The organism is Burkholderia sp. 22PA0099 (assembly GCF_047497165.1).
Classification (GTDB): domain Bacteria; phylum Pseudomonadota; class Gammaproteobacteria; order Burkholderiales; family Burkholderiaceae; genus Burkholderia.
Genome location: NZ_CP163164.1, coordinates 1,704,164 through 1,728,774, shown reverse-complemented (window position 1 = coordinate 1,728,774; position 24,611 = coordinate 1,704,164). Strand labels below are relative to the sequence as shown.

The 24,611-nt window shown below is 65.3% G+C and carries 21 protein-coding genes; 8 read left to right on the top strand and 13 right to left on the bottom strand.

Going from position 1 to position 24,611, the window contains the following annotated elements:
• Position 1: 1 nt before the first annotated feature.
• The 8 genes from AB4851_RS07590 to AB4851_RS07555 all read right to left on the bottom strand — a co-directional run bounded on the left by AB4851_RS07590 (position 2) and on the right by AB4851_RS07555 (position 10,037).
• Positions 2-1,903, bottom strand: a complete 1,902-nt coding sequence (locus tag AB4851_RS07590; protein WP_414449107.1) for an FAD/NAD(P)-binding protein — start codon at positions 1,901-1,903, stop codon at positions 2-4.
• Positions 1,900-2,775: an N-acyl homoserine lactonase family protein gene (locus tag AB4851_RS07585; protein ID WP_414449106.1), complete on the bottom strand. Its 876-nt coding sequence runs from the start codon at positions 2,773-2,775 to the stop codon at positions 1,900-1,902. The genes AB4851_RS07590 and AB4851_RS07585 overlap by 4 nt, the downstream gene beginning before the upstream one ends.
• Positions 2,772-4,163 carry a KamA family radical SAM protein gene (locus tag AB4851_RS07580; protein WP_414449105.1) on the bottom strand — a complete coding sequence of 464 codons (1,392 nt, stop codon included), beginning with the start codon at positions 4,161-4,163 and terminating at the stop codon, positions 2,772-2,774. Before AB4851_RS07580 ends, AB4851_RS07585 begins: the two co-directional genes overlap by 4 nt.
• A gap of 138 nt (positions 4,164-4,301) precedes the next feature.
• Positions 4,302-4,943, bottom strand: coding sequence for a CoA transferase subunit B (locus AB4851_RS07575; RefSeq protein ID WP_414449104.1), 642 nt, complete (start codon positions 4,941-4,943; stop codon positions 4,302-4,304).
• A 1-nt stretch (position 4,944) separates the two neighbouring features.
• A complete protein-coding gene (locus tag AB4851_RS07570) occupies positions 4,945-5,649 on the bottom strand; it encodes a CoA transferase subunit A (protein WP_414449103.1) in 705 nt (234 codons plus the stop codon).
• A gap of 77 nt (positions 5,650-5,726) precedes the next feature.
• A complete protein-coding gene (locus tag AB4851_RS07565; RefSeq protein ID WP_414449102.1) occupies positions 5,727-7,400 on the bottom strand; it encodes a flavin-containing monooxygenase in 1,674 nt (557 codons plus the stop codon).
• Positions 7,401-7,505: 105 nt separating this feature from the next.
• Positions 7,506-8,762, bottom strand: a complete 1,257-nt coding sequence (locus tag AB4851_RS07560; protein WP_414449101.1) for an MFS transporter — start codon at positions 8,760-8,762, stop codon at positions 7,506-7,508.
• A gap of 348 nt (positions 8,763-9,110) precedes the next feature.
• Positions 9,111-10,037: a LysR family transcriptional regulator gene (locus tag AB4851_RS07555; RefSeq protein WP_414449100.1), complete on the bottom strand. Its 927-nt coding sequence runs from the start codon at positions 10,035-10,037 to the stop codon at positions 9,111-9,113.
• A 798-nt stretch (positions 10,038-10,835) separates the two neighbouring features.
• On the opposite strand from AB4851_RS07555, the gene madL reads away from it, so the two are divergent.
• From madL to AB4851_RS07535, 4 genes are all read left to right on the top strand, one after another.
• The gene (gene madL, locus AB4851_RS07550; RefSeq protein ID WP_414449099.1) at positions 10,836-11,219 is read left to right on the top strand and encodes a malonate transporter subunit MadL; all 384 of its coding nucleotides are present in this window, start codon (positions 10,836-10,838) and stop codon (positions 11,217-11,219) included.
• Positions 11,220-11,231: 12 nt separating this feature from the next.
• Positions 11,232-11,999 (top strand): malonate transporter subunit MadM, encoded by a 768-nt coding sequence (gene madM, locus AB4851_RS07545; RefSeq protein ID WP_414449098.1) that lies wholly within the window; start codon positions 11,232-11,234, stop codon positions 11,997-11,999.
• 66 nt (positions 12,000-12,065) lie between these two features.
• Positions 12,066-12,503 (top strand): hypothetical protein, encoded by a 438-nt coding sequence (locus tag AB4851_RS07540; protein WP_414449097.1) that lies wholly within the window; start codon positions 12,066-12,068, stop codon positions 12,501-12,503.
• Positions 12,504-12,973: 470 nt separating this feature from the next.
• Positions 12,974-14,032 (top strand): helix-turn-helix domain-containing protein, encoded by a 1,059-nt coding sequence (locus AB4851_RS07535; protein ID WP_414449096.1) that lies wholly within the window; start codon positions 12,974-12,976, stop codon positions 14,030-14,032.
• A gap of 52 nt (positions 14,033-14,084) precedes the next feature.
• On the opposite strand, the gene AB4851_RS07530 is transcribed toward AB4851_RS07535, so the two are convergent.
• The 3 genes from AB4851_RS07530 to AB4851_RS07520 all read right to left on the bottom strand — a co-directional run bounded on the left by AB4851_RS07530 (position 14,085) and on the right by AB4851_RS07520 (position 16,747).
• Positions 14,085-15,107 carry a hypothetical protein gene (locus tag AB4851_RS07530; protein WP_414449095.1) on the bottom strand — a complete coding sequence of 341 codons (1,023 nt, stop codon included), beginning with the start codon at positions 15,105-15,107 and terminating at the stop codon, positions 14,085-14,087.
• A gap of 112 nt (positions 15,108-15,219) precedes the next feature.
• Positions 15,220-16,035, bottom strand: a complete 816-nt coding sequence (locus AB4851_RS07525) for a hypothetical protein (protein ID WP_414440106.1) — start codon at positions 16,033-16,035, stop codon at positions 15,220-15,222.
• A 124-nt stretch (positions 16,036-16,159) separates the two neighbouring features.
• Positions 16,160-16,747, bottom strand: a complete 588-nt coding sequence (locus AB4851_RS07520; RefSeq protein ID WP_414449094.1) for a tetratricopeptide repeat protein — start codon at positions 16,745-16,747, stop codon at positions 16,160-16,162.
• A 667-nt stretch (positions 16,748-17,414) separates the two neighbouring features.
• Here AB4851_RS07520 and AB4851_RS07515 point away from each other — a divergent pair.
• The 4 genes from AB4851_RS07515 to AB4851_RS07500 all read left to right on the top strand — a co-directional run bounded on the left by AB4851_RS07515 (position 17,415) and on the right by AB4851_RS07500 (position 22,079).
• Positions 17,415-18,257: a hypothetical protein gene (locus AB4851_RS07515; protein ID WP_414449093.1), complete on the top strand. Its 843-nt coding sequence runs from the start codon at positions 17,415-17,417 to the stop codon at positions 18,255-18,257.
• A 107-nt stretch (positions 18,258-18,364) separates the two neighbouring features.
• A complete protein-coding gene (locus AB4851_RS07510; protein WP_414449092.1) occupies positions 18,365-19,738 on the top strand; it encodes a DHA2 family efflux MFS transporter permease subunit in 1,374 nt (457 codons plus the stop codon).
• A gap of 200 nt (positions 19,739-19,938) precedes the next feature.
• On the top strand, positions 19,939-21,066 hold the full coding sequence (locus AB4851_RS07505) for a branched-chain amino acid ABC transporter substrate-binding protein (RefSeq protein WP_414449149.1): 1,128 nt from the start codon (positions 19,939-19,941) through the stop codon (positions 21,064-21,066).
• A 95-nt stretch (positions 21,067-21,161) separates the two neighbouring features.
• Positions 21,162-22,079, top strand: a complete 918-nt coding sequence (locus AB4851_RS07500; protein WP_414449091.1) for a LysR family transcriptional regulator — start codon at positions 21,162-21,164, stop codon at positions 22,077-22,079.
• 52 nt (positions 22,080-22,131) lie between these two features.
• Here the strand turns inward: AB4851_RS07500 and speB are convergent, their stop codons facing one another.
• A complete protein-coding gene (gene speB / locus AB4851_RS07495) occupies positions 22,132-23,127 on the bottom strand; it encodes an agmatinase (RefSeq protein WP_414449090.1) in 996 nt (331 codons plus the stop codon).
• A gap of 194 nt (positions 23,128-23,321) precedes the next feature.
• Positions 23,322-24,557 (bottom strand): NAD(P)/FAD-dependent oxidoreductase, encoded by a 1,236-nt coding sequence (locus AB4851_RS07490; RefSeq protein WP_414449089.1) that lies wholly within the window; start codon positions 24,555-24,557, stop codon positions 23,322-23,324.
• Positions 24,558-24,611 lie beyond the last annotated feature (54 nt).

Below are 24,611 nucleotides of genomic sequence, written 5' to 3'. Positions count from 1 at the left end.
ATCAGTCCTCCTCTGCAATGGCCAGAGCGGCATCACCACAGGTGGGGGCGCGTGCCGGGTTCGGCGCCGACAGCGCGTGTTCCACTGCGATCACGTCGAGCAATTCCTCCACGCAACACGCCGCATCGCGCGTCTGTCGCGACGCGATGCCCGGGCGCGGCAGCGCATGCGTATAGAAATGCGCGCCCTCCACCGGGAAGCCGATCGCCCAGAGCCGCGTGCGGCTCTCCCCGTCGGCGCCGACCGGGTGCAAGCCCGTATCGATATCGAGGCCGCCCGGGTGGTAATCGCCGTTCATGAACGGGCGGACGATGCCGCGCGCGAGCAATGCGGCCGACAGCGGCGACGCATCGGTCAGCGGGCTGTAGCTGTCGAGCCGCGCCGCAATCAGCACGTCGGCGTACCAGCGTTCAAGGCGTTCGCCGTAGCGGGCCTCGATCCGAAAGCGCGCGCTCGCATCGCAGTCGATCACTTGCGTGCCCGGGCCACCGGCGATGTCGATCAGGCCGGCGGCGTGCAGCGCGATGAATTCACGGTTGCGGCGCAGCGGCGGGCCGAACGCCACGCGATTCGTGATCGCGTTGAAATCCTCGACGAAATAGCGATGGGAATCCGGCGTCAGTCCGCCGTATTCCACGGCCACGCGCAACGCCTCGCGGGTGTCGCGCAGCACATCGGTGGCCGCCTTCACGGGGCTGTCCAGATTGCCGCGCAGCGCCTGCGCCAGGTCATCGCCGAACAGGCGGTGGAAGAACGCATGGAAATCGGCAAACGAGCGGAACTCCTGGTCGTACAGCGGCCAGAGAATCCGGCGCACCGCCTGCAACTCGTCGGCCGACGGCTCGAAACACGCGGCATCGACCTCGCCGCGCTGCGCGGCGATTCGGTATGCATAGGCCATTTCCTTGATGAGAAGCGGCAAGACCTGATCGCGAAAATCGATACGTGGGTCGCCGCTCGCCTCGAAGGCCGCCTCGTGCAGCCGCGCCACCGCCGCAGGTGTGAAGAAGCGCGCCTCGTGACGCCCGGTCAGCCCCTTCTGATTGATGCCCCGCGCCGCGAACGGCAGGCACTGGCGCGACACCAGCAGCATCTGCGGTTCCAGGCCCGACTTCTCGTACACCAGTTGGCCGTCTCGTTCGACATAACGGCCGCCGCGCCCCAGCGTCAGCGCCGAGATCACGTCGTGCGCGGTCAGTCCGAAGCCCTGGATCGCAACCGTCGCGCGCGCCGATATCGGGTTGAGCGTCTCGATCGGATACGGTGTCGCCAGATACGCGAGCTCGGGGTTATTGAAGAAGTGCCGTTTCGCGAACTGCGAGAAACGCCGATCCGTGTCGGTCTGGCGGCGCCGGCCATGGCCGGTCGTCAGAAAAACGAACTGCGCGGGTTGCGAGGCGCCATCTTCCAGGATCACCTGGTAGCCGTCGTGAAGCGGCAGCAGGTCCACCACGCTGGCGCGGCGGCGCGTGATCCTGACGTTGTCGGGCAGCGCCGCGACGATACGCGCGTAGATCCAGCCCAGGTATTCGCCGAGCAGGCTGCGCGGAAGGTGATCGGTATCGTCGATCGCACGCCCCTCGCTCTCCGGTGCGCGCCGGAACGTGCCGTTCACCACGCGGTAGCCGTCGCGCTGCGCCCACTCGACCAGCGAGAGCATGCCGTCGCGGCCGAGCCGGCTCTGCGGCGCGAACATGGTGACTTGCGACGCGACGGTGTTGATCAGCAGATGGTCCGGCTGGGAAGCGCGATGCACGCCCTGCCCGCACTCGTTCGGGTCGAACACGGTGATGTCGAGCGTGACGCTTGCCGGAATGCGCTGCGCCTGCTCGAGCAGCCGTTCCAGCACGGTCACGCCGCGCGGCCCCATGCCGATAATGGCGATCGGTATCGTCGAGCTCATCGCACACCTCCCGCTTCGAGCTCGACGTCGTCGCGCAGGGCATCGGCCGGCTCCGGCTCGGCCAGCGGCGGCAGGTGCAACGCAACGATATCGGGATGGCCGTTCCAGCGCGGAAAACGCGTCCGCACCAACGGATCGTGGCCGGGAATGACGTGGTCGGGCCCGTCGGCGAGCCGCTTCAGCGTGTGATGGCCATCGAGCATGCCGGCGACGTGATGGACGATCGGGAACAGCCGGCCGGCGCGCACATGATCCCAGTAGTGGGCGGCGTCGCTCGTCAGCACCACCTGGCCGCGCGCCGTACGCACCCGCACGGCCTGCAAGCCGGCCGTATGACCGCCGATCAGATGCACCTCGATTCCGGGCGCGATCGTCTCGTCGCCGTTCGTGAACACCACGCGGCCCGCATGCAGTTGCTCGATCGCGGCACACACGTCGCGTGCCTCGAACGGCTTGCGCACCACGTCGTGGCACATGCAACGACCGGTGCAATAGGCCATCTCGGCCTCCTGCAGGCGCAGCGTCGCATCGGGGAACGCGCGGATGTTGCCCGCGTGATCGTAATGCATGTGGCTGATGACGACCGTATCCACGTCGCCCGCCGCGATGCCCAGCTCGCCCAGCAACGCCAGCGGCGAATGCAGGTAGCGACGCCCCCGGCGGGCCGCCGTCGCTGCATCGAAGCCGGTATCGACGAGCACCACGCGGCCGTTGCCGCGGATCACCCAGACGTAGAAATCGAGCGGCATCGAAATATCGTCGTGCGGATCGTGACCCAGGTAGTTCTCGCCGCTGCGGCGCGTATCGTGCGTGGCGTAACGCAGCGCAAACACTTCGTAGACCGGATCGTCGGCAGGTTTGGCGAAGCTCATTCGACCACCTCCAGCAGGTTCGCATCCACCGCCCCGGCAGGGTGGATCGGGATATGTCGCGCGCCGGGCTTGTGCTCCATCTCGGACAGCGCCTTCTGGAAGAAGAACTGCTTCTCGCCGAACGCCGGCACCAGTTCGTCGAACCAGGTCGCCTCGGGATCGAACTTCGCATAGAACGGCCGGCGCACCCAGGACGGATCGCGGCCCTGCAGCAGTTGCAACGCGAACACCTTTTCGCCGCCCAGCTCGACAATGCCGTCCACCATGACCTTGCCGGGGAACGCGCTCATCGACGGGCCGCGCACCGTGCGCGCAAGCCCCGACACGCGGCTGTAGGCCGCCTGGAAAATCTCGTAGGCACGGGCGAGCGGCAGCTTGAAGTAATCGCTCGGCCCGGTGTCGCGCTCCACGAACATGTAATACGGAATCGCACCCAGCCGCACACCGGTCGTCCAGAGATCGGCCCAGTTGGCCGGGTCCTCGTTGATGTGGCGAATCAGCGGCGCCTGGATGCGCAGGCTGGCGCCCGTGCCGATGATGCGACGCACCGCCTGCTCGGCGATCGGATGCTGGATCTCGCGCGGATGGTTGTAGTGGCCCATCAGCGCCAGGTTGCGTCCCGAGGCAACCACCTTCTCGAACACGCGCAGCAGGTCGTCCGAATCCTTGTCGGTGACGAAGCGATGCGGCCAATAGGCGACCGACTTGGTACCGATCCGGATGTTCTGAACGTGGGCGAATTCCGGCGTCAGCAGCGGTTCGAGATACTCGTTCAACGAGCGCGCATTCATCACCAACGGATCGCCGCCAGTCACGAGGATGTCGGTGACTTCCGGGTGACGACGCAGGTATGCCACCAGGTCGCCGGACGTGCGCGCGTCGAACTTGAGTTCGTCCATGCCGACGAACTGGGGCCAGCGGAAGCAGAACGTGCAATACGCATGGCACGACTGGCCCGCGCTCGGGAAGAACAGCACCGTCTCGCGGTACTTGTGCTGGAGGCCGGCAAGCGGCGCACCGTCGAGGTAGGGCACGTTGTGCGTCAGCTGGCCAGCCGGATGCGGATTCATGCGCATCCGGATGGTCGTCACGGCGGCCTCGATTTCCATCTCGCTCGCACCGGCCTGCACAAGCTTGCGCAGCGATGCATATTCGTCTTCGCGCAGCATGTCGCGGTGCGGGAACGTGAGCCGATAGATCGGATCGTCGGGGATATTGTTCCAGTCGATCAGTTCGTTCAACACATAGGCATTGACGCGGAACGGCAGCACACGCGACACGATATCGACCGCCTCCTGCTGCTCGGCGGACATCGACGCCCATTGCGGCGTCTGCGTGATGGTATGTCGCGTCAACGGTTTGAACTTCGGGATTTGAGGTTCATTCATGATGGATATCTCTCTCAGGTTCACGACGGTTCGTATGGAAAAACTACGATGCCCTTGTCACTTCTTGTTTATTATTCGCAGTGCGAAATTTATTGTTGAAACGCATTTGCAACATGCTCTCCGGCCTTTCGCGCGCCGTCAGGCCACCCGGCTCAGGTCCAGTCGTGCGCCCGTCTTGCCGCGGATTTCATCGATGCCGACGCCGTCGGCCAGTTCCGTGACCACCAGGCCGTCCGGCGTCACCTCGATCACGCCGAGATCGGTAATGATGAGGTCGACCACGCCCACGCCCGTCAGCGGCAGATTGCATTCGTCGAGGATCTTGTGCTGATCGCCCTTCGCGACGTGCTCCATCAGCACCACCACGCGCTTGACGCCCGCCACCAGGTCCATCGCACCACCCATGCCCTTGATCATCTTGCCGGGGATCATCCAGTTCGCCAGGTCGCCCTGCCTGCTGACCTGCATCGCGCCGAGGATCGCCAGGTTGATATGGCCGCCGCGAATCATCGCGAACGCATCGGCCGACGAGAAGATCGACGAACCGGGCAGCGTGGTCACCGTCTGCTTGCCCGCGTTGATCAAATCGGCGTCGACTTCCGCTTCGGTCGGCGACGGCCCGATGCCGAGCAGCCCGTTTTCCGATTGCAGCCACACCTCGACGCCCGCCGGCACATGGTTGGCCACCAGCGTCGGCATGCCGATGCCGAGGTTCACGTAAAAGCCGTCGTGCAGTTCCTTGGCCGCGCGCGCAGCCATCTGGTCACGATTCCAGGCCATGTCAGTCTCCTTTCGCGCGCACGACGCGTTGTTCGATACGTTTTTCCGGCGTCGCGTTCAGCACGAGACGCTGCACGAAGATGCCCGGCGTATGGATGTGATCGGGATCGAGCTCGCCGTTCTCGACGATTTCCTCGACTTCCACCACCGTGATGCGGCCGGCCATCGCGCAGATCGGGTTGAAGTTGCGCGCGGTGCGGCGATAGATCAGGTTGCCCGACTTGTCTGCCTTCCACGCCTTCACGAGCGCGACATCGGCCGTCAGCGACGGCTCCAGCACGTAGTGGTTCTCGCCGAACTGGCGGGTTTCCTTGCCTTCCGCGATCACGGTGCCGTAGCCGGTGTTGGTGAAGAACGCCGGGATGCCCGCGCCGCCGGCGCGCAGCTTCTCGGCCAGCGTGCCCTGCGGCGTGAATTCGAGTTCGAGTTCGCCCGACAGGTACTGGCGCTCGAATTCCTTGTTCTCGCCGACATACGACGAGATCATCTTCCTGATCTGCCGCGTTTCGAGCAGCAGGCCGAGGCCGAAGCCATCCACGCCCGCGTTGTTGCTGATACAGGTGATGTTCCTGACGGCGGTGTCGCGCAGCGCGGCGATCAGCGCCTCGGGAATCCCGCACAGGCCGAAGCCGCCCACGGCAACCGTCTGACCGTCCGCGACGATGCCTTCGAGCGCGGCAGCCGCGCTTGAATAAAGCTTGCTCATTGAGGTTTCCTTCGTGAAGGCCATCGCGCACCGGCGCAACGCCGGTGCATGTCAGGCGAAAAACGGACGTGGCCGGCTCAGGCCACCGCGACGCTGTCGGCGAGCGCGGCAGCCGCCCCGACGCGGCCCAATGCGAAGCCGGCGTAATCGCGCGCGATCACGTCGTCGCAAAACGCCATGTAGGCATCGAAACCTTCGAGATCGAGCATCACGACTCGCGGCTTGCCGGGAATGTTGGCGCCGAGATACCAGGAATTGGTGCGATGAAGCAGCGAATTCTCGGCAATCCCGACAATTCGCTCGGTCCAGGCGCGTTGGGCGTCGTCGGTCGGTTCGATCGTCGTCGCCTCGGCTTGGCGGGTGTGTTCGACGAGCTTCATGACGAGATCGACCTGGTGTTCGTCGCAGGGCACCGCGCTGCTCAACGAGGCCGTACTGCCGGGGCCGGCGATATTGAACAGGTTCGGGAAATCGGCACACATCAGGCCGAGATAGGTCTGCGGGCCGTCTTGCCAGGCTTCGCGCAGCGCCAGCTCGCGGCGGCCGCGAATATCGACGTTCAGCAGCGCACCGGTCACCGCATCGAAACCGGTCGCGAACACGATGATGTCGAATACCTGTTCGATGCCGCCGGCAACGATACCGCGCGGCGTGATCGATTCGATCGGCGTCTCGCGCAAGTCGACGAGCGAGACATTGTCGCGATTGAATGCCTCGAAGTAGCCACTGTCCGCACACAGGCGCTTGGTCAGGATCGGATGGTCGCGCGGCACGAGCTTGTCGGCCAGCACCGGATCGTCGATCTTGGCCCGCAGCCGTGCACGCACGAACTCGGAAAGCTCGGCATTGGCCGTTTCGTTGGTCAGCAAGTCGTTGAACGAGGTGTAGAGGCAAAGGCCGCCCGCGTCCCAACGCGCTTCGAATTCACGCTGGCGCGCTTCGGCCGACACCGACATCGCGGAGACGCGCAGCGGTTGCCGCGGCTCACCGCCCACGCAGACGAAGCCGCCCGGCGACTGCCACTCCATGCGGCGCAACTCCGCGTAGTTCGCCTTCATGCGCGCCTCGTAGGCGGCGTCCATCGGCTGATTTCGCAGCGGAATGCTGTAGTTCGGCGTGCGTTGGAACACGGTCAGATGGCGGGCGGAGCGCGCGACGACGGGCGTCAACTGAATCGACGACGACCCCGTGCCGATCACCGCGACGCGCTTGCCGGCAAACTCGACCGGCTCGTGCGGCCAGCGCGACGTGAAGTAGGTTTCCCCGCCGAAGCTGGCGTAACCGGGAATATCGGGCACCTTGGGGGCCGACAGGCATCCGGTTGCCATCACGCAGAAGCGCGCTTCAATTGATTCGTTGTCCCGAGTTTTTATCTGCCAAAGATCGCGCGTTTCGTCGAACACGGCGGAATCGATCCACGTATCGAGCTGGATATCTTCGTAAAGCCCGAATCGCGTCGCGACGTGATCGAAGTAGCGCAGCAGCTCGGGCTGCGAAGCATAGCGCTCCGTCCAGTGCCACGCTTGCTCCAGCTCGCGGGAAAACGAGTACGAATATTCGAAGCTCTCGATGTCGACACGCGCGCCCGGATAGCGATTCCAGTACCAGGTACCGCCGATTCCGCCTGCCGCATCGTAAAGACGCACTCGCATGCCGGCCTGACGCGCGCGGTGCAGCATGTAGAGGCCGGCAACGCCCGCGCCGACGATGACCATATCGAAAGATTGCTTCTGCGAAGTGTGAGTCAACATGTTGATCCTTTGCTGTCGATGAAATGCTGGGTTGGAGACGGTCGGGCGGAAGGCCCGGATCAGCTCGCGCGGACGGCGCCGCCGCCCGCTCGCAAAACCTCAGTCTTAGGCGCGCGCCCCCGATCCGGCCGCAACCGGCGACCACTTTCTGCCGTATGCCACCATCATCAGGAAGCTCAGGATGAAGCTCAGGCCACCCACCATCAGGAGTCCCAACTCACCCAGCACCGGCAACAGGTTGGTCAGGAAGCCGGTCACCACCCAGGCGATCGCCATCACCGAACCGGCCACGCCGAGCGCCCAGCCTTGCCGCTCGACCGCGACGGCATCGGAATAGGCGGTGTACATCGTCGTGTAGGCCACCATGTCGAAACAGCCCACCACGGTGCCGAGCAGCCAGAGCGTGTTTTCGTGAGGGAACAGTGCGGACAGCACCTGGCCGACGCCGGCAACCAGCAAGCCGAGCTTGGCGATGTCCACCACGTTCCAGATCTTCAGCATCAGGCGCACGATCACCATCAAGCCGAACACGAAACAGATGCCGATCAGCCCGCTGAACAGGCCGAGCTGCGAGCTGGTATAGCCGAAGCGCGTTTGCAGCACGAGCATGATCGTCTGCAGATAGAGGCCGTAGCCGACCTGCATCAGGAAGAACACGATCGAGAGGAAGGCCACGCGATGATGACGCCCGGCCTGGTAGATGATGCGCAGCGGAAGCAGCAGGTCCACGCGCGTCGAGCCCTTCGGCGGATTCGCATCGCGGTAGTACCAGAAGGTCCAGAGCCCGCACACCACCGACAGCGCGGCGACCAGCAGGAACGGCGTGCCGTAGTTGAAGATCGGCAGGATGGTGCGATCCGACGTCACGCCGCCCAGCACCGGGCCGACAATCACCCCCGCGCTGAACGCCATCGACATGATGCTCATGTTGTACGCCTTGGTTTCGGGCGTACTGACATCGGCGATCGCGGCCTGCGCGATCCCCTGGCAGCCGGCCATCAGGCCGCTCAGTCCGCGCCCGACCAACAACAGCGCGATGCTCGGCAACAACGCGCCGAGCGCCATCAGCAGGTAGCTGACCGCCAGGCCGAAGATACAGAGCAGCATGATCTTGCGACGTCCGTAGCCGTCCGACAGCTCGCCCATCAGCGACGAGCCGAAGAACATGAAGAACGGATAGACGCCGTAGCCGAGCCCCAGATAGAAGTTGCGCAATTGCGGGCTCGTGCCCGCGCCGATGATGCCCGAATGCGGATCGGAAAAAATCGCCGCCATGATCGGATACACCAGGCCGAAGCCCATGGCATCGATCGCAATCGCGAGCAAGCATGGGCCCAGCAACTTGAGATTCAGTTTCGACATGAAATGGCCTTGATCAAAGTGAAGTTGCCGCTCAAGTTAATGGAGCAGCCTCATCCGGGGTAGGCCCGTTCGTTCAATTTCAGCTATCAGAGATTCTGATTAGTGACCTCGGCGAAACGCCAGATCCCTTGGTGGTCGTACGATTTCGCCGGCCGAGGCAAGGCCGCCGACGGGTGTGCAAAGCGAGATTCCGGGGAAATATCGAAGCAGAACGGCGCCAATCGCGAGCACGATGAGCGTGTTGGGGCACCGGATGGCGCACGTTGGCGCATCCCGGCTCGGGAAGGAAATGAATCGGAGTACGAGGCGAAATCGATGGACGCGACGCCGGGCGGCGCCGCGCGAGGGTCAAGCCTCGATCGATTGGGCGAGGGTGCGGATTCGGACCGAATCCGGCAAATGTTCTTCAAGCAGGTTGACCACGACCTGGGTCTTGGTCGGAACCGGCCGGGTCACGGGCAGCAAGGCGTGCAGATCGAAACCCGGCACCGTGTAGCTCGGCAGCAGCCTGACGAGCCGGCCCGAGTTCAGCGCTTCGGTACAGACGATTTCCTGCAGAACGCCGATGCCGCAACCGTTGAGCAGCAACTGATACACCGGCCCCCAATGGCTGACCGTCGTCACGATGTTGATCGGCATGGTACGCGCCGCCTTGGGGGCATTGACCAGCCGAAGCTGCCCATCCGAGAACAGGCCCGCGACACGGATGAACGGGTGCCGCACCAGATCGGTCGGATCGTCGGGGCGGCCATGGGCTTCGATATAGTCTGGCGATGCCACCAGCACGCGGCGAATGTGACCGAGCCGGCGCGCGACAAAATTGCCGTCGCCGATCTGGCCAAGCCGCAACGAAATATCCACGCCTTCCGTGACCGGGTCCGTCAACTCGTCGTTGAGGATCATGTCGACATAGAGCTGGGGGTTCTGCTCGCGAATCACCGCCAGCACTTTCGGCAGCACGACATCCCCCAGGCCATGCGGCGCGGCGATACGAATCCGCCCGCGCACGATCTTGTTGCCGAGCGTCACCACGGCACGCGCCTCGTCGGCGGCATCGAGCACAACCTTGCTTTTTTGATAGAACAGGGAGCCCTCGTCCGTGCACGACACGGCACGGGTGCTTCGCAACAGCAAGCGCACGCCCAGATGCTGCTCGAGACGCTCGATCCGATCGCTGACCGCCGGTTGCCCGACGCCCAGATCTTTCGCGGCGCGCGACAGATTTCCTCGTTCGACGACCCGCACAAAAATACGCATTGCTGCCAGTAAATCCATGAATACCTCAATGTCGCGGGGCTTGAATCCATTATGTTATGCAGCCAACTCCAACTGACCAGCCAGGGCGTTGCCGCGATACTCAGCAGGTGATTCAAAAATCCTGAATCCTGAATATCGAAACGTCAGGTTCACGTCAGCCTCGATGCGACAAAATCAACAGAAACATTGAAACAGATTGATTCATTTTCGTAAATTCAGAGTCGGAAATATCTCCACCCAGGTTTCCTTCCATTTTCACGGCGACAATTCAGTCACTCGCCGGCCTTTCCTGTCATGCGATTTCAGCATTCCAGGGTGCGATTGCACGACAAAACATCTCGTTTGTCAACAAACACGCCGTTCGCTTCTTTTTTATGATTCTCAATATGTGATATTCGAACCCGAACAGATCATAAAATCACCTCTCAAACTGACCGGGGGCTCTGAAATCGGCATTGGCTTCTCGCACATCGGGCCAGCTTGAAATCGGACAAATTACCGAATACCCCGCGTGATATTCGAAAACATTGCAAGCCGCTGATTTTTTCTTCAAAAATCATCAGACAAATAAATCGTTCAAAAATTCGACCTCCACTTCGAATCGAATATTACAAACAGAAAGCTTTTTCGATTTCGCAGTGTCATTCCCACTGAATCCTACGGACAACTTCATAAATGCGAGATTCCGGCCGGACTAGACTGTCTCGGCCGGTACGCCCGTCGTCCGGCACCACGAGGCCCGAGAACGCGTTCGCAGCGACGAACCGCCGGGCGGCGGCCCCGCCGCCGACACATCCAACAGACATGGAGACAATCATGATCATCTACGGCACCGCGCTGCTCGCGTTCTGCCATCTTGCCGGCCTGTTCCTCGGCGATCTGCTCGGCGCCGCCATCGGCGTGAAAACCAATGTCGGCGGCGTCGGCATCGCGATGCTGCTGCTCATCGTGCTGCGCATCTGGCTGCACCGGCGCGGCTGGCTTCCGAAGGAATCCGAAGCGGGCGTGACGTTCTGGGGTGCGATGTATATCCCCGTGGTGGTGGCGATGGCCGCCAACCAGAACGTGGTGGCCGCGCTCAAGGGCGGCCCCGTCGCGTTGCTCGCGGCGCTCGGCGCGGTGGCCGTGTGCGCCTGCTGCATCGCCGTGCTCTCGCGCGTCGGCAACGACGATTCGGCGTTCGCGCCGGCCCAGCCCTGAGCGGAGGCCCGGATGATTTCCATGCTCGAGAAAATCGTTGCGCACAACGGCCTGGTGGCGGCGTTCGCGCTGGTCGGCATCGTCATGTGGGTGTCGATGATGCTGTCGAAAACCCTGACGCGCGGCCGGGTGCACGGCTCCGCGTTCGCGATCCTGATCGGCCTCGCGCTGGCCTGGGTCGGCGGCGTGGTCACGCACGGCGAGAAAGGCATTGCCGACGTGCCGCTGTTTGCCGGCGTCGGCCTGATGGGCGGCGCGATGCTGCGCGACTTCGCGATCGTCGCCACCGCGTTCGAGGTGCAGGCCAGCGAGGCCAAGCGCGCCGGGTTGATCGGCGTGGTGTCGCTGCTGCTCGGCACGGTGCTGCCGTTCATCGTCGGCGCGCTGGTGGCGCGCGCGTTCGGCTATACCGATGCCGTCAGCATGACCACCATCGGCGCGGGCGCCGTGACCTACATCGTCGGCCCGGTCACGGGCGCGGCGATCGGCGCCAGTTCCGACGTGATCGCATTGAGCATCGCCACCGGGCTGGTAAAGGCCATCATCGTGATGATCGGCACGCCGCTCGCGGCCGGCTTCCTCGGCCTGCGCACGCCGCGTTCGGCGATGATCTTCGGCGGCCTGGCCGGCACCGTCAGCGGCGTGACCGCCGGGCTGGCCGCCACCGACCGCCGGCTGGTGCCGTACGGCGCGCTGATCTCGACGTTCCACACCGGCGTCGGCTGCCTGCTCGGGCCGTCGGTGCTGTTCTTCGCGACGCGCGCGATCGTCGGCAGCTGATCAGGCGATGCGGGGCGGCTGCCGGCCGCCCCTTTTGCCACGCTGCCACGCCTGTTTCTTTCGCTCATGCCTACCCCCGCCCCCCATCCGCTCGACGGGCCGCTGCCGGCCCACGAGCAACGCGATCTCCAGCTCAAGCATCACCTCGCGTTCGCGCGCCTGCTCGGCGACGGCTGCGATCCGTCGCCGCTTGCCGTGCTCGCGAACGTCGTGCGTCTGGCCGTGGCGCTGGGTGCCGATGCCGATGCGTCCGGCCTCGCCGCCGAAGCCGAAACCGCACTCGAACGCATGTATCTGCGTGGCGCGCCGTACCGGCTCGACGATGCCGGCCGCGACGCACTCGCCTCGCTCATCGCGCTGCACGACGCGCAACTCGACACCACCACGGTCGGCCGTTATCTCGACGCCTGGCGCACCGTTCGCCGAACCAATGCGGAGCGCGCCCGCGCCGCCGCAATCGTTGCGCCCGCAACGTTGAAACGAAAAGCCCTCGCGACAGCCTGACGATTTACGGCAGTCGAAACGCCATTGCGCAATGGATGACGGCGATACCACGCGGCATTGCCTTTCATTCGAATTCGATTGGAAACAGCGCGATACCCGATTAGAAAAATTCGGAAAGGCGGATCGCAACATCTTCAGGAGATCCGGCCCGGTTTTCCGACAATGCCCTTCCCCATTCAACGCCGATCGGGCTGTCACGCCCGCCAGCCGTGGCCTCGGTGTGATCTCAGATAGCTTTCATTTTCCATTCATCAGAAAAATGTCACCTATCCAAATTACGATATGTGTAATATCCGGAAAGACACAACGAAAGCTTGTCGCGAAACCGTTTACATCTCGCGACAGGCTTAGGCCAACACCGGAATCGGTATTTTTCGGCATGACGCTCCGTTAGAAAAACATATATCGGGCGATTTTTCCGAAAGCGGATTGACCGCCGGTATTTTAAAAATAACGGGCAATAACAATAGATGAGTGCGACTTCCGAGGGGTTGAGTTACCGTTTTTCGACGGCCTATGCGCCCGAACGCGAACGTTTCGATGCCTGGCGTGCCGACACCGGTGCGCTGTTCGACATCGGCATGCTGGAAGACGACCACGTGCCGTACGATTCGCAGTTCGATTTCACGCTGCTCGATCAGCTCATGTTCGGCGGCCGTCAATGGCTGCGCCCCGATCACCAGGTCGAACACGCGATGAGCCGCTCGCCGCAGCGAATCCGTTCCGACGGCCTCGACGGCTATTACCTGCAATTGCAGATCAGCGAAACGCTGTACGGCACGGCCGGCCGCAACACCACGATGAACATCGGCCCGGGCGACATGTGCCTGCTCGATCTGGCCACGCCGTTCGACCTGAAGGTGACGACCGGCGACACCATCTGCATGGTGCTTCCGCGCGACCTGCTGCCGGCCGGCGCGGCCTCGCTGCACGGTCGTTCGCTGTCGCACGGCATGGGCGCGCTGCTCGCGGACTATCTGCGATCACTGCGCCGGAACATCCCGCAGATCAGCGCCGACGAGATGCCCTACGCGATCCAGGCCACCAAGAACATGCTGGTGGCCTGCCTCGCACCGACGCTCGACACGCTCAAGCAGGCCGAAACCGAACTCGACGCGATGTTCGTGAACCGCGTGAAGGACTATATCGAGCAGCACCTGCTGTCGTCGGATCTGACGCCGGACAGCATCTGCAAGGCGATGGGCATCTCGCGCTCGAAGCTCTACCGCCTGTTCGAGCCGACCGGCGGCGTGGCGCGGCTGATCCAGCACAAGCGCCTGCATCGCGCGCGCAACGTGCTGATCGATCCGACCGCCAAGCGCATGCGGATATCCGAAGTGGCGTGGCGGCACGGCTTCGTCAACGAGAAGCACTTCAGCCGGCTGTTCAAGGAAAAATTCGGTGCGACGCCGAGCGAGATTTCGGCGCGCGAGTTCCGGCGCGACTCGGTGTGGACGCAAGCATCGGCCGAGCAGGCAGCCGCGGCGACCAATTTCAGCGAGTGGATGCGGGCGTTCGTGTCGCTGTAAGCGATGCGCGGCGCGTATCGGCATCGACACGCGCCGCCGGCTCAACGCCTGCTCAATTCTGAATCAGCGGATTCAGCGTGGTGCACAGGAACCCCGTGCAATTCTTCGGCGCGAAGTACACCGAAGCAATCGCCGGCGGCGAGGTGCCGAACGCCATGTCGCTGAAATACGCGTTGCCCTGCGCGCCGAGCGTGTTCGATTGCGTGATGAACGCGGCGCTGGTGGTTTGCGGCGTGGCCGTCTGATACGTGAAGGTCGGCGATTGCGTCTGATCCTTGACATAGACCGTGGCCGAGCTGCTGCCGAAAACCTGCGTGCCCTTGGCGCGGAAACCGCGCGCGCCCTCGGCGTTGGCCTGCGTGAGGAAATCGCTCGAACTGGCCGGCGCGGCCGGCGCCTCGTAGGTGTAGGTCGCGCTCGACGCGCCGTTCTTCGCGTACAGGTTCAGGAACGCGCCGCCGATCGAGGTCGGCCCGACGAACCAGTAACCCGATTGCCCTTGCGTGTTCGCTTGCGTGAGGAAATCGGCCGGGCTCGAATTGTTCGACAGGAACTGGTAGCTGTAGGTGGCCGACGAGCCGTCGTTGCGATACAGCGTGCCGTAGGTCAGGTCGCTGTCGTAGCGGAAGCCGCGCCCGCCTTCCGAATTCAGTTGGGCGAGATACGCGCTCTGCGTGGTCTGCGTACTCGGCAACTCGTAGGTATAGGTGCCGGCCGAGCCGTCGTTCACGTAGATCGAATGCGTCGTGGTGCCGTCGCCCGAGAAAAACTCGTCGCCGACATAGCGAAAGCCCTTCGCGCCTTCGGCGTTGAGCTGCGCCAGGAAACTCGTGGCATCGGCGGCGGACGTCAGCGCCTCGAAACGCGACGTGAACGTGCTGCCGCCACTGCCCGAGCCCGACGAGCCGCTTCCCGACGAACCGCTGCCCGAACCCGACGAACCGCCGCTCGTGCCGCCCGATGAGCCCGACGAGCCAGACGATGAGGAACCTGATGCTACGGATAACGAATCGTCCCCGCCACAAGCGGACAGGGTCAGACAGGCGAGCGCGATCAGCGCGGCGGCTTTTTTCATGGCGACCTCGAAACAATGAAGCGATGGAAAAACGACGCGGAGATAACGGCCCGCAAGCAGCGAGGCAGGCCGCGCGGCAGCCTCGGGGCCGCCGCGCGTCGCGGAGCAATGCTTAGTTGACCTTCAGTGCGCCGCCGCGGCCCAGGCCGCCGCGCACGTCCTGCGCCTTGTAGCTGCGCAGTGCCACGACCATCTTGTTCCAGGCGTCGATGAACGCCACGACCGTCGCCTTGCCTTCCGGCGTCGACGAGAAGCCGCCGAGCGCACCACCCGCGCCGCCGCCGAAGCCGGCCAGCGCCGCGCCCCAGTTGGTGGCCGTCGAGCTGCCTTCGGCTGCCGCGATCTGCACGGCCGAGCGCACGTCGAACAGCGTCAGCGTCACGACCGACGCCTTGCTCTTCAGCGTGCCGGCCAATGCGCCGATCCCGCCGCCGAAGATGCTGCCCACCGCGCCGCCCAGGCCGCCGATGGCCGAATCGTTGATGACGATGTTCGGTTCCATGTAGTAGTCGGCCGCGACGCGCTGGCCCTTCTGCTGCTTGGAACCGGCACGGTATTCGCCGGAATTGCGCTGCAGTGCGGTGATGCGTTGCAGGCGGGCATCGGTCTTCTGGTTGCCGACCGAGGTGATCACGAAGCAGTTCGACTGCTGCACGGCCAGGCGCAGCAGCGGATCGATGGTGGTGATCTTGGTGGCGCTGCCGAACGGACCGAACCAATCCGCGTTGCGGCCGTCGTCGACTGCGATCGTACCGAGCGGAGACGCACAGTGCTCGAGCGTCGTATCGGCGCCCGCGCTGGTCGCGCCGCCGGCCGCGCCGGTCACGCCGACGTTCTGGCCGCCGGGCGTCACCATGCCGCCGCACGCGGCGAGGGAAACGGCGAGCGCGGCGGCTGCCGTGATCCTGAGGGTGGAAGTGATGTTCATGTCGTTGTCGAATAATGTGAAACGATGTCCGGCTTACGCTTCGGTGCGAACCTCGATAAGCCCCCCGGCATGGTTCGCGAAAGGCAGGGTCTCCCCGTCGCGGCCCCCCATGCTTAGGAATCCGTCAATACCAGTACCAGGTCGTCTGTTGCCAGACGCCGTAGTAGGTGTAGCCGGAATTCCAATAGCCGTAATAGACGTCGCGCCATTGCGAACGCCATTTGAAATCGTCCTCGTCGGCCTTCTTGGCCTCGCGCGCCTGCTTCAGCAGTTTTTCGGATTCCTTGTCGCCACGGCCCGCGGCAATCGACAGCCACTTGTCCGCCTCGCGCGGATCGGAGCCCATCTCTTCGAGGCCGAACAGGTAGAACACGCCGAGCGCCTTCTGCGCGCGCAGGTCGCCGTGCTCGGCGGCTTCGCGCATCCAGTTGAGCGCTTGATAGCTGTCCTGACGAACGCCGTCGCCACGGAAGTAGCGCAGGCCGAGATCGTAGGCGGCCTTCGGCTGGGTTTTCGCGCTCTGCTTGAGGGCGGCGAAGCGTGGGTCTTCCCGATCCTGGGCATCGTCCTTCAGCTCGGTGGTGACGACGTTCTTCGGGCGATCGGCGCAACCTTGATCGTCGCAGATGCGAACCATGTTGCTCGGCTGCGGCTGCACGCAGGCGGCAAGCGCGAGCAGCAACGACGGCACCATTAACAGGCGGAAATTCATGACGGCCCCAGCTCGAATCGAGTCGCTTCGACTGCCGGTTCGGACGCCCGCTACGTGCGGTGAATTGCCCGGCGCCGGGAAGGCGCGCAAGCCAAACGTTTCAAAAGTCGGCAGGCGCGCGGCCCGCGGTTTCTCTCTGCCGGAACTGTCTGGCGGTCGAACTGTCTCTCATGAGCGCAAGCGCTCGCCTGCGCCGGCCTGGCACCCGCGGCAACGAGCCATCGATCGACGATCCCTGCGGGACCCCACGCGGTTCGTCATCCTGAAGATGACGATATCAATTTGAGAATTCAGCGCGAGCCGTGTGTTTCCGGCTTTTCGTGAAGCTGAATCCTAAATTCTCCAGTCGAAAACGCGAGTGCCTTTCCGTCCACGATTCGTTTCCATGCGTCTCAATCGTATGGAATCCGGAACTTTGCATCCGGACGCACGGACGGCGATTTCGGGCATCATGGCGGCGCCCGCGTTGCTCGGCGGGCGCCGGTTGGCGCAGGCCGCCGGTTCGTACGAAACCCGACGGCGCGGCCGGCATGGCCGCCCGCACGCGCGCATCACGCCATATCCATCACGCCACCTCCCGCAGAGAGTCAGCATGCTCCGTTCCCCTATCGCATTCGGCGCGAACCGGACGTGGCGCCGGCCGCGCCACGCATCGGCCACGTCCCTCATGGTTGCGTGCGCAGGCATCCTGTTCGCAATCGCGCCGCCCGTTTCCGCCCAATCGGTTCGAACCCATTCCGAGGTCGCCGGCACCTCGCTGGTGGCGCTGTCCGTGCTGCCCCGCTCGCCCGAACGCGCACCGGTGCCCGAGTTCTGCGCGCACTATCGCCTCGACGCCAAAGCGCTGTCGCCGGCCGGCCGCGCGGTCGAGGCGATGGGCTGGTTCGCGATGTCGGAGGCCTCGCTCGGCCGCTATCGCGTGGTGTCGTTCGCCAGCGGGTTCGATCCGGGCACGAGCGCGATCTGCACGCCGCACAACACCAACCTCGGCGTGTTCGACGGCGCGAAACTGGTTGCGCTCGCCTATCTCTCCCGCACCGCGCCCTGGCAGTTCGGCACGCTCGATTCGCTCGAAACCGGCGGCCTGCTGATCGGCGAGGGCGAGCACGTAGGCGGCCCGGTGGCCGAATTGCATCAGCAGGACGAAGGATTGGCGTTGACCGGCGTGGCCGCCTCGCGCTCGTTCTGCGGCGGGCGCGCGATGGTGCCGAACGTGTTCGGCAAATCGATCGCCGTGGCCCGCACCATCCTGATCGCGGCCGGCTGGCAACCGGTGCGCCCGGCGGAAAAGCCCGGCCCCGACGACGCGGCGGCCGACCTGGCGAAACACGGCGTGATCGAGGCGGACACCTGCTCGGGCACCGGCGTCGGCTATTGCAGCTACCGCTACCGCAACGCGAGCGCCGCGCTGTCGGTAGTGACCGTCGGCGGCGACCCGGACCCGCGCAACAACAACGTGGTCGGGGCCAACGCGCAATGCGGCCCGGCCGGCACGCAGCCACCCCATTGAGCCGGCAACGATTGATCGCGCAATAATCGAGGAACCGGCGTATGGTCACGCTCTGACTGAACGCCGCCCGGCTTTCAGTTTCGTTACTTGCCGTTCCTCCCCGACTCATGACGCGATCTCTTTCTCAATCGGCGCTGCTCTGGATCGTAGCCGCCGGCTTCTTCATGCAAGCCCTCGACACCACCATCGTCAACACGGCGCTGCCGTCGATCGCGCACGCGTTCGGCGAGGCCACGCTGTCGATGCGCTCGGTGGTGGTGGCCTACACGCTGACCATGGCGATGCTCACGCCCGCCTCGGGCTGGCTCGCCGACCGCTACGGCACGCGCTCGGTCTACTTCGCCGCGATCCTGGTGTTCTCGATCGGCTCGCTCGCCTGCGCGGCCTCGCACACCACCTCGCAACTGGTGATCGCGCGCATCGTGCAGGGCATCGGCGGCTCGATGCTGCTGCCGGTCGGGCGGCTCGCGGTGTTGCGCAGCGTGCCCGGCGAGGCCTATGTGGGCGCGCTCGCGTTCGTCTCGGTGGCGGCCCAGGTCGGCCCGATCATCGGCCCGACGCTCGGCGGCTGGTTCGCGCAGGCGCTGTCGTGGCGCTGGATCTTCTTCGTCAACGTGCCGATCGGCGCGGTCGGCCTGCTCGCCGTGTTGCGCTACCTGCCGGCGGACGGCCTCGCCGAACGCGAGCCGTTCGACCTGATCGGTTGCGTGCTGCTGTCGCTGGCGATGCTGGCCTGCTCGCTCGCGCTCGACATGCCGGCGATGCCCGCGCGCGGCATGTGGATCGCCGCCGCCACGCTCGGCGGCGCGCTGGCCGTGCTCGGCTACGTGGCGCACGCGCGCCGCCGCGAGCGCCCGCTGTTCCGGCTCGGCCTGTTCGCCGATCGCAAGTTCAGCACCGGCCTGATCGGCAACCTGGTGTGCCGGATCGGCACCAGCGCCGTGCCGTTCCTGCTGCCGCTGCAAATGCAGCTCGGTTTCGGCTATTCGCCGCTGCATGCGGGCCTCGTGCTGCTGCCGGCCGCGATCGCCGGCGTGATCACCAAGCGCTGGATCGCACCGCTCGTGAAGCGCTTCGGCTACGTGCCGTTCCTCAAGGTGAACACGTTGATCGTGGGCGCGTCGATTCTCGGCTTCGCGGCGATCGCCCCGCATACGCCGCTGCTGGTCGATCTGGCGTTGCTGGCCGCGTTCGGCGGCGCGAACTCGATGCAGTTCGCGGCCATGAACAGCGTCACGCTGAAGGATCTCTCGCACCGCGACGCGAGCAGCGGCAATGGCCTGTTCTCGATGGTGCAGATGCTCGCGATGGGCCTGGGCGTATCGATCGGCGGCGGCTTCGCGAGCCTGCTGGCCGGCCCCGACGGCAGCGAATTGTTCGGTATCCGGATGAGTTTCCTGCTGGTCGGCGCGATCACGGTGGCCTCGACGTTCGTGTTCGGCTCCCTCGGCAGCCGCCCCTCCGTCGCCGGCACGCGCTGAAGAAAAAGCGCGAGCGGCCGGCCGCCGCCCCCGCTTTTTTGGCGACCTATACTTCGGACTTCGCCGAAGTGTAGTTCTGAAATCGCAAATACTTTCGACAAATTTGGCTCTCCAGAATGCTTCTCGACGCGGCGCCGACGGTGGGTCGGCAGGGCGGCACACCGATTCAGCACGAGGAGAGAACGATGAAACAGCACTGGATGGCAATGGGGTTCGCGGCGCTTGCCGGCGGGATGATCGCGACGGGCGCGCATGCGGCCGACGAGCAGGTCGTGAAGTTCGGGCTGACCGGCCCGCTCACGGGTTCGCAGGCGGCCACCGGCAAGGATGACGAGAACGGCGTGCGGCTCGCGATCGAGCGCCTGAACGCGCAGGGGCTGGTGATCGGCGGGCGCAAGACGCGCTTCGAGCTGATCTCGCAGGACGACGCCGGCGACCCGCGCACCGGCATGACGGTCGCGCAGAACCTGATCGACGCGAAGGTCAACGCGATCTTCGGCCCGTTCAATTCCGGCGTGGCGCTGCCGATCTCGGCCCCCGTCAACAACGCGAACATCGTGCTGGCCACGGTGGCGTCGAACCCGTCGATCACGCAGCACGGCTATCCGTTCGTATTCCGAATTTCCGCGAGCGACACGCAGCTCGGCGCGCGGATGGGCACGTTCGCGGCCAAGCAACTGAAGGTGACGCGCATCGCCGTGGTGGACGATCGCACCGCCTACGGCCAGGGCCTCGCCGAGCAGTTCATCGCGGCCGCGAAGGCGAACGGCATCGAGGTGGTGGACCGTCAATACACCTCGGACAAGGCCACCGATTTCCTCGCGATCCTCACGCATATCAAGGGTGCCAACGCGCAAGGCGTGTTCTATGGCGGCTATTACGCGCAGGCCGGCTCGATGCGCAAGCAGATGCAGCGCCTCGGCATGAAGGGCTACCTGCTCGGCGGCGACGCGATGTGCAACGAGGAACTCGCGAAGCTCGGCGGCGATGCGGTGGACGGCAACGTGTATTGCCCGCAAGGCGGCCCGGTGTTGAGCCAGACGCCGGCCGGCCGGCAGTTCTCGGCCGACTACGCGAAGCGCTTCAACACGCCGCCGCTGACCTACAGCGCGGCGCTGTACGACGGCGTGAACATCGTGGCGCAGGCGATGCTCAAGGCCGGTTCGACCGATCCGGCCAAGTACCGCGCGGCGCTGCAGGCGATCGACGCCGACGGCATCTCGGGCCACTACCGCTTCAACCAGGACCGCGACCTGACCGATTCGCCGATCACGATCTACACCTACAGCAACGGCACCCAGGTGGCGTTGGCGCCGGGCGAGAAGTAAGCGCTCCGCACGCTGCCCTCGCGCCACGCATTTTTACGAAGCCCGGCCGCGCCGTTGCGCGGCCGGGCTTCGATCATCGTGCAGGAGGGACCCACGTGCAAATTCAGGATACCGACCTCAAGCTGCTGCGCATCTTCGCGACCATCGCGCAGTGCGGCGGCTTTTCCGCGGCGCAATCGGCGCTGAACATCGGCGCCTCGGGCATCAGCGAATACATGGCGCAGTTGGAAACGCGCCTCGGCCTGCGGCTGTGCGAGCGCGGCCGCAGCGGCTTCCGGCTGACCGACGACGGCGCGCGGCTTTACGATGCCGCGCAACGGCTGCTCGGCGCGGTCGAAATCTTTCACATGGAAGCGGGCGCGGTGCGCAACCGCCTGCAGGGCGTGCTGCGCTTCGGCCTGATCGAGGCCACGCTGACCGACCTGCATTCGCCGCTGCTGCCGGCGATTCGCGAGTTCGGCCAAAGCGCGCCCGAAGTGCGGCTCGACCTGCAGATCGCCGCGCCGGCCAGCCTCGTCCAGCACGTGCTCGACGGGCAATTGCATCTGGCCGTGGGGCCGTTCCCCACCCGCACGCCGGGCATCACCTACACGCCGCTCTATCGCGAGGAACAGGGCCTGTATTGCGCGGCCACCCACCCGCTCGCCGCGCGCGCCGACGGGCAGGTACCCGCCTCCGAACTGGCCGGGTGCCGGCTCGCGGCGCGCTCGTATCTGGCCGAGCAGGAACTGGCGCTGCTGGGGCTGCCACAGGCCGCCGCCACCGTCGACAACGTCGAGGGCCGCGCGATGCTGATCCTGTCGGGCAACACCCTCGGCTTCCTGCCGCCGCACTACGCGAAGCCGTGGGTGGATGGCGGGCTGATGCGCCGCATCGATCCGGCGCGCTACGCCACGCATCTCGATTTCGACATCGTCACGCGCAAGAACGCCGAGCCGACCCGCGTGGTGCAGGCGTTCCGCGAATGCCTGATCGCGGCGGCGGACGTGCTGGCGGGGCCGGCCGCGCGGTAAGCGCGAACCCGGCCCCGCCGGTTTGCCGCCTGATTTTTTTACTTCGGGCGCCTTACTTTATGGCCTCGGCGTTGGCCGCCTCGGCGCGCCGCAGCTTGCGCTGGTGCATCACGCGGCCGAGCGTGTTGAGCAGCAGTTGCGCGGCCAGAATCGACGTGCTGCCCGAGTGATCGTAGTCGGGTGCCACTTCCACCAGATCGATGCCGATCACGTCGCCCTGCGCGGCCAGCCCGGCGAACAGCTCCAGCCCTTCGTAATAGAGCAGGCCGCCGTGGCTCGGCGTGCCGGTGCCCGGCGCGATCGACGGATCGAAGCCGTCGATGTCGATCGTCAGGTAGTAGCGCACACCCTTCGGAATCCTGTCGAGTACGCCCTGGATGCCGAGGCGGCGCAGGTCGCGCACCGAGATGATGTCGGAGCCCATCTCGCGCGCCTGCGCATAACCTTCGCGCGCCGTGGACGACACGTTGCGGATGCCGATCTGCGTCATGCCCGTCACCACGCTCTTTTCGGCCGCGCGGCGCAGCGGGTTGCCATGGCCGTAGCGCACGCCGTGACGCTCGTCGACAAAATCGAGGTGCGCGTCGATATGGACGATATGGAACGGCTCCTGGCCCGCGAACGCGTTGATGCAGGGGATGTTGATCGAGTGATCGCCGCCCATCACCACCGGCAGCGCCCCCGCTTCGAGAATCTTTCGCACACCGAACTCGATGTTGTCGTGGCTGCGCTCGGTATTGGTGTGGACGATGTCGGCGTCGCCGATATCGACGATCTTCACGTCCTCGGCCGGCAGATAGGTGACGTCGTCCTCGAAATCGTAGGCGCCGCCGTGGCCGAACGAGAACAGCGTGGACGCTTCGCGGATCGAGCGCGGGCCGAAGCGCGCGCCGGCGCGCCATTGCGTGCCGCAATCGAACGGCGCGCCCATCACGGCGATATCGGCGTCGATGTGATCCCAATCGAGACACAGCGGCGATTTGGCGAACGTGCAGATGCCGACGAACGGCAGGTTCAGGCGGCCGCTGTCGTAGGCGTTGGTGGACATGGTGGCTCCGTATCTAGGGGATCGGGCCAGTGTAGAAGTGCGACGGTACGGGAAAAATACCGGAATCGCGAAGCTCGTTTCGGCGATTGCCGAAGTGAACGGTTCGGAAGGCGGGTTCGGAGGCGGGTTCGGAAGGCGGGAAGCGGTTCGACGCGGCACGGCGGGCGCGCTGCGTCGAACCGGAGGCGGCAGGCTCAGGCCGCCGGCATGCGCGCCTGCAACGGCACGCCGAGGTCTTCCAGCTGTTCGCGCGTGAGCGTCACGTCGGCCGCGATCAGCGCGCGGCCCTGCACGTAGTCCTTGGTGGCGTTGACGGCGTCGAGCGCGATCACGCGGCCGCCGCGCAGGTACAACACGGCGAACGCGCGGGCCGCCACGTCGCCGCGCACGGCGACCTCGTCGTAACCGTCGGGAATCCCGGCCATCTGGATGCGCAGGTCGTACTGGGTCGACCAGAACCACGGCACGCCCGGCTTCGGCTGCGGCTTGCCGACGATCGAGGCGGCCACGATCTGCGCGTGTTCGAGCGCATTCGGCACGCTCTCGATGCGCAGCGCGCTGCCGGTCACGAGCGGATGCACGCGCAGCGCGCAATCGCCGATCGCGTACACATCGGGCAGGCTGGTGCGGCACTGCTCGTCCACCACCACGCCGTTGCCGCCCTGCGCACCCGCATCGAGCAGGCCCTGCACGGTCGGCACGATGCCGATGCCGGCGATCACCACGTCGGCGGCGATCGAGCGGCCATCGGCCAGCTCGACGGCCGTGACGCGCCCGTCCTGCCCCTTCAGCGCCGTGACCTGCGCGCCCGTGACGATCTCCACGCCGCGCCCGCGGTGCTCGCCCTCGATGAACGCGGACAGCGCCGCGCCCGCGACGCGCGCAAGCAAGCGGTCCTGCGCCTCGATCACCGTGACGCGCACGCCGCCGAGCTTGGTCAGCGACGCGGCCGCTTCGAGGCCGACGTAGCCGCCGCCCACGATCACGACATGCTCGCGCCCGGCCAGATCGGCCTTCAGCCCGTCGATATCGTGCTTGCCGCGAATCACGTGCACGCCGGCCAGCGTCGCGCCTTCGCAGGCCAGACGGCGCGGCGCGCCGCCCGCGGCCCACACCAGCTTGCGATAGCCGAGCGTGGTGCCGTCGGCCAGACGCACGCGGTGCGCCTCCGGCTCGATGGCCTCGACACGCTGCGACAGGCGCACGTCGATATTGCGTTCGAGCCAGGCTTCGGCGGTGCGGAAGCGGATCTGCTCGCCGCCGCGTTCGCCCGTGAAGTAATCCTTGGTCAGCGGCGGCCGCTCGTAGGGCAGCTCGGCCTCGTCGGACAGCAGCACAACGCTGCCATCGAAACCGGCCTTGCGCAATTCGGCCGCGCAATTCGCGCCCGCATGCCCGGCCCCGACGATCACCACATCCAATACGTCCATGCTTGTTCCTCTGTTCTGTTATTGCTTCGATCCGGCCGGCGCGGCGTTTCGAAC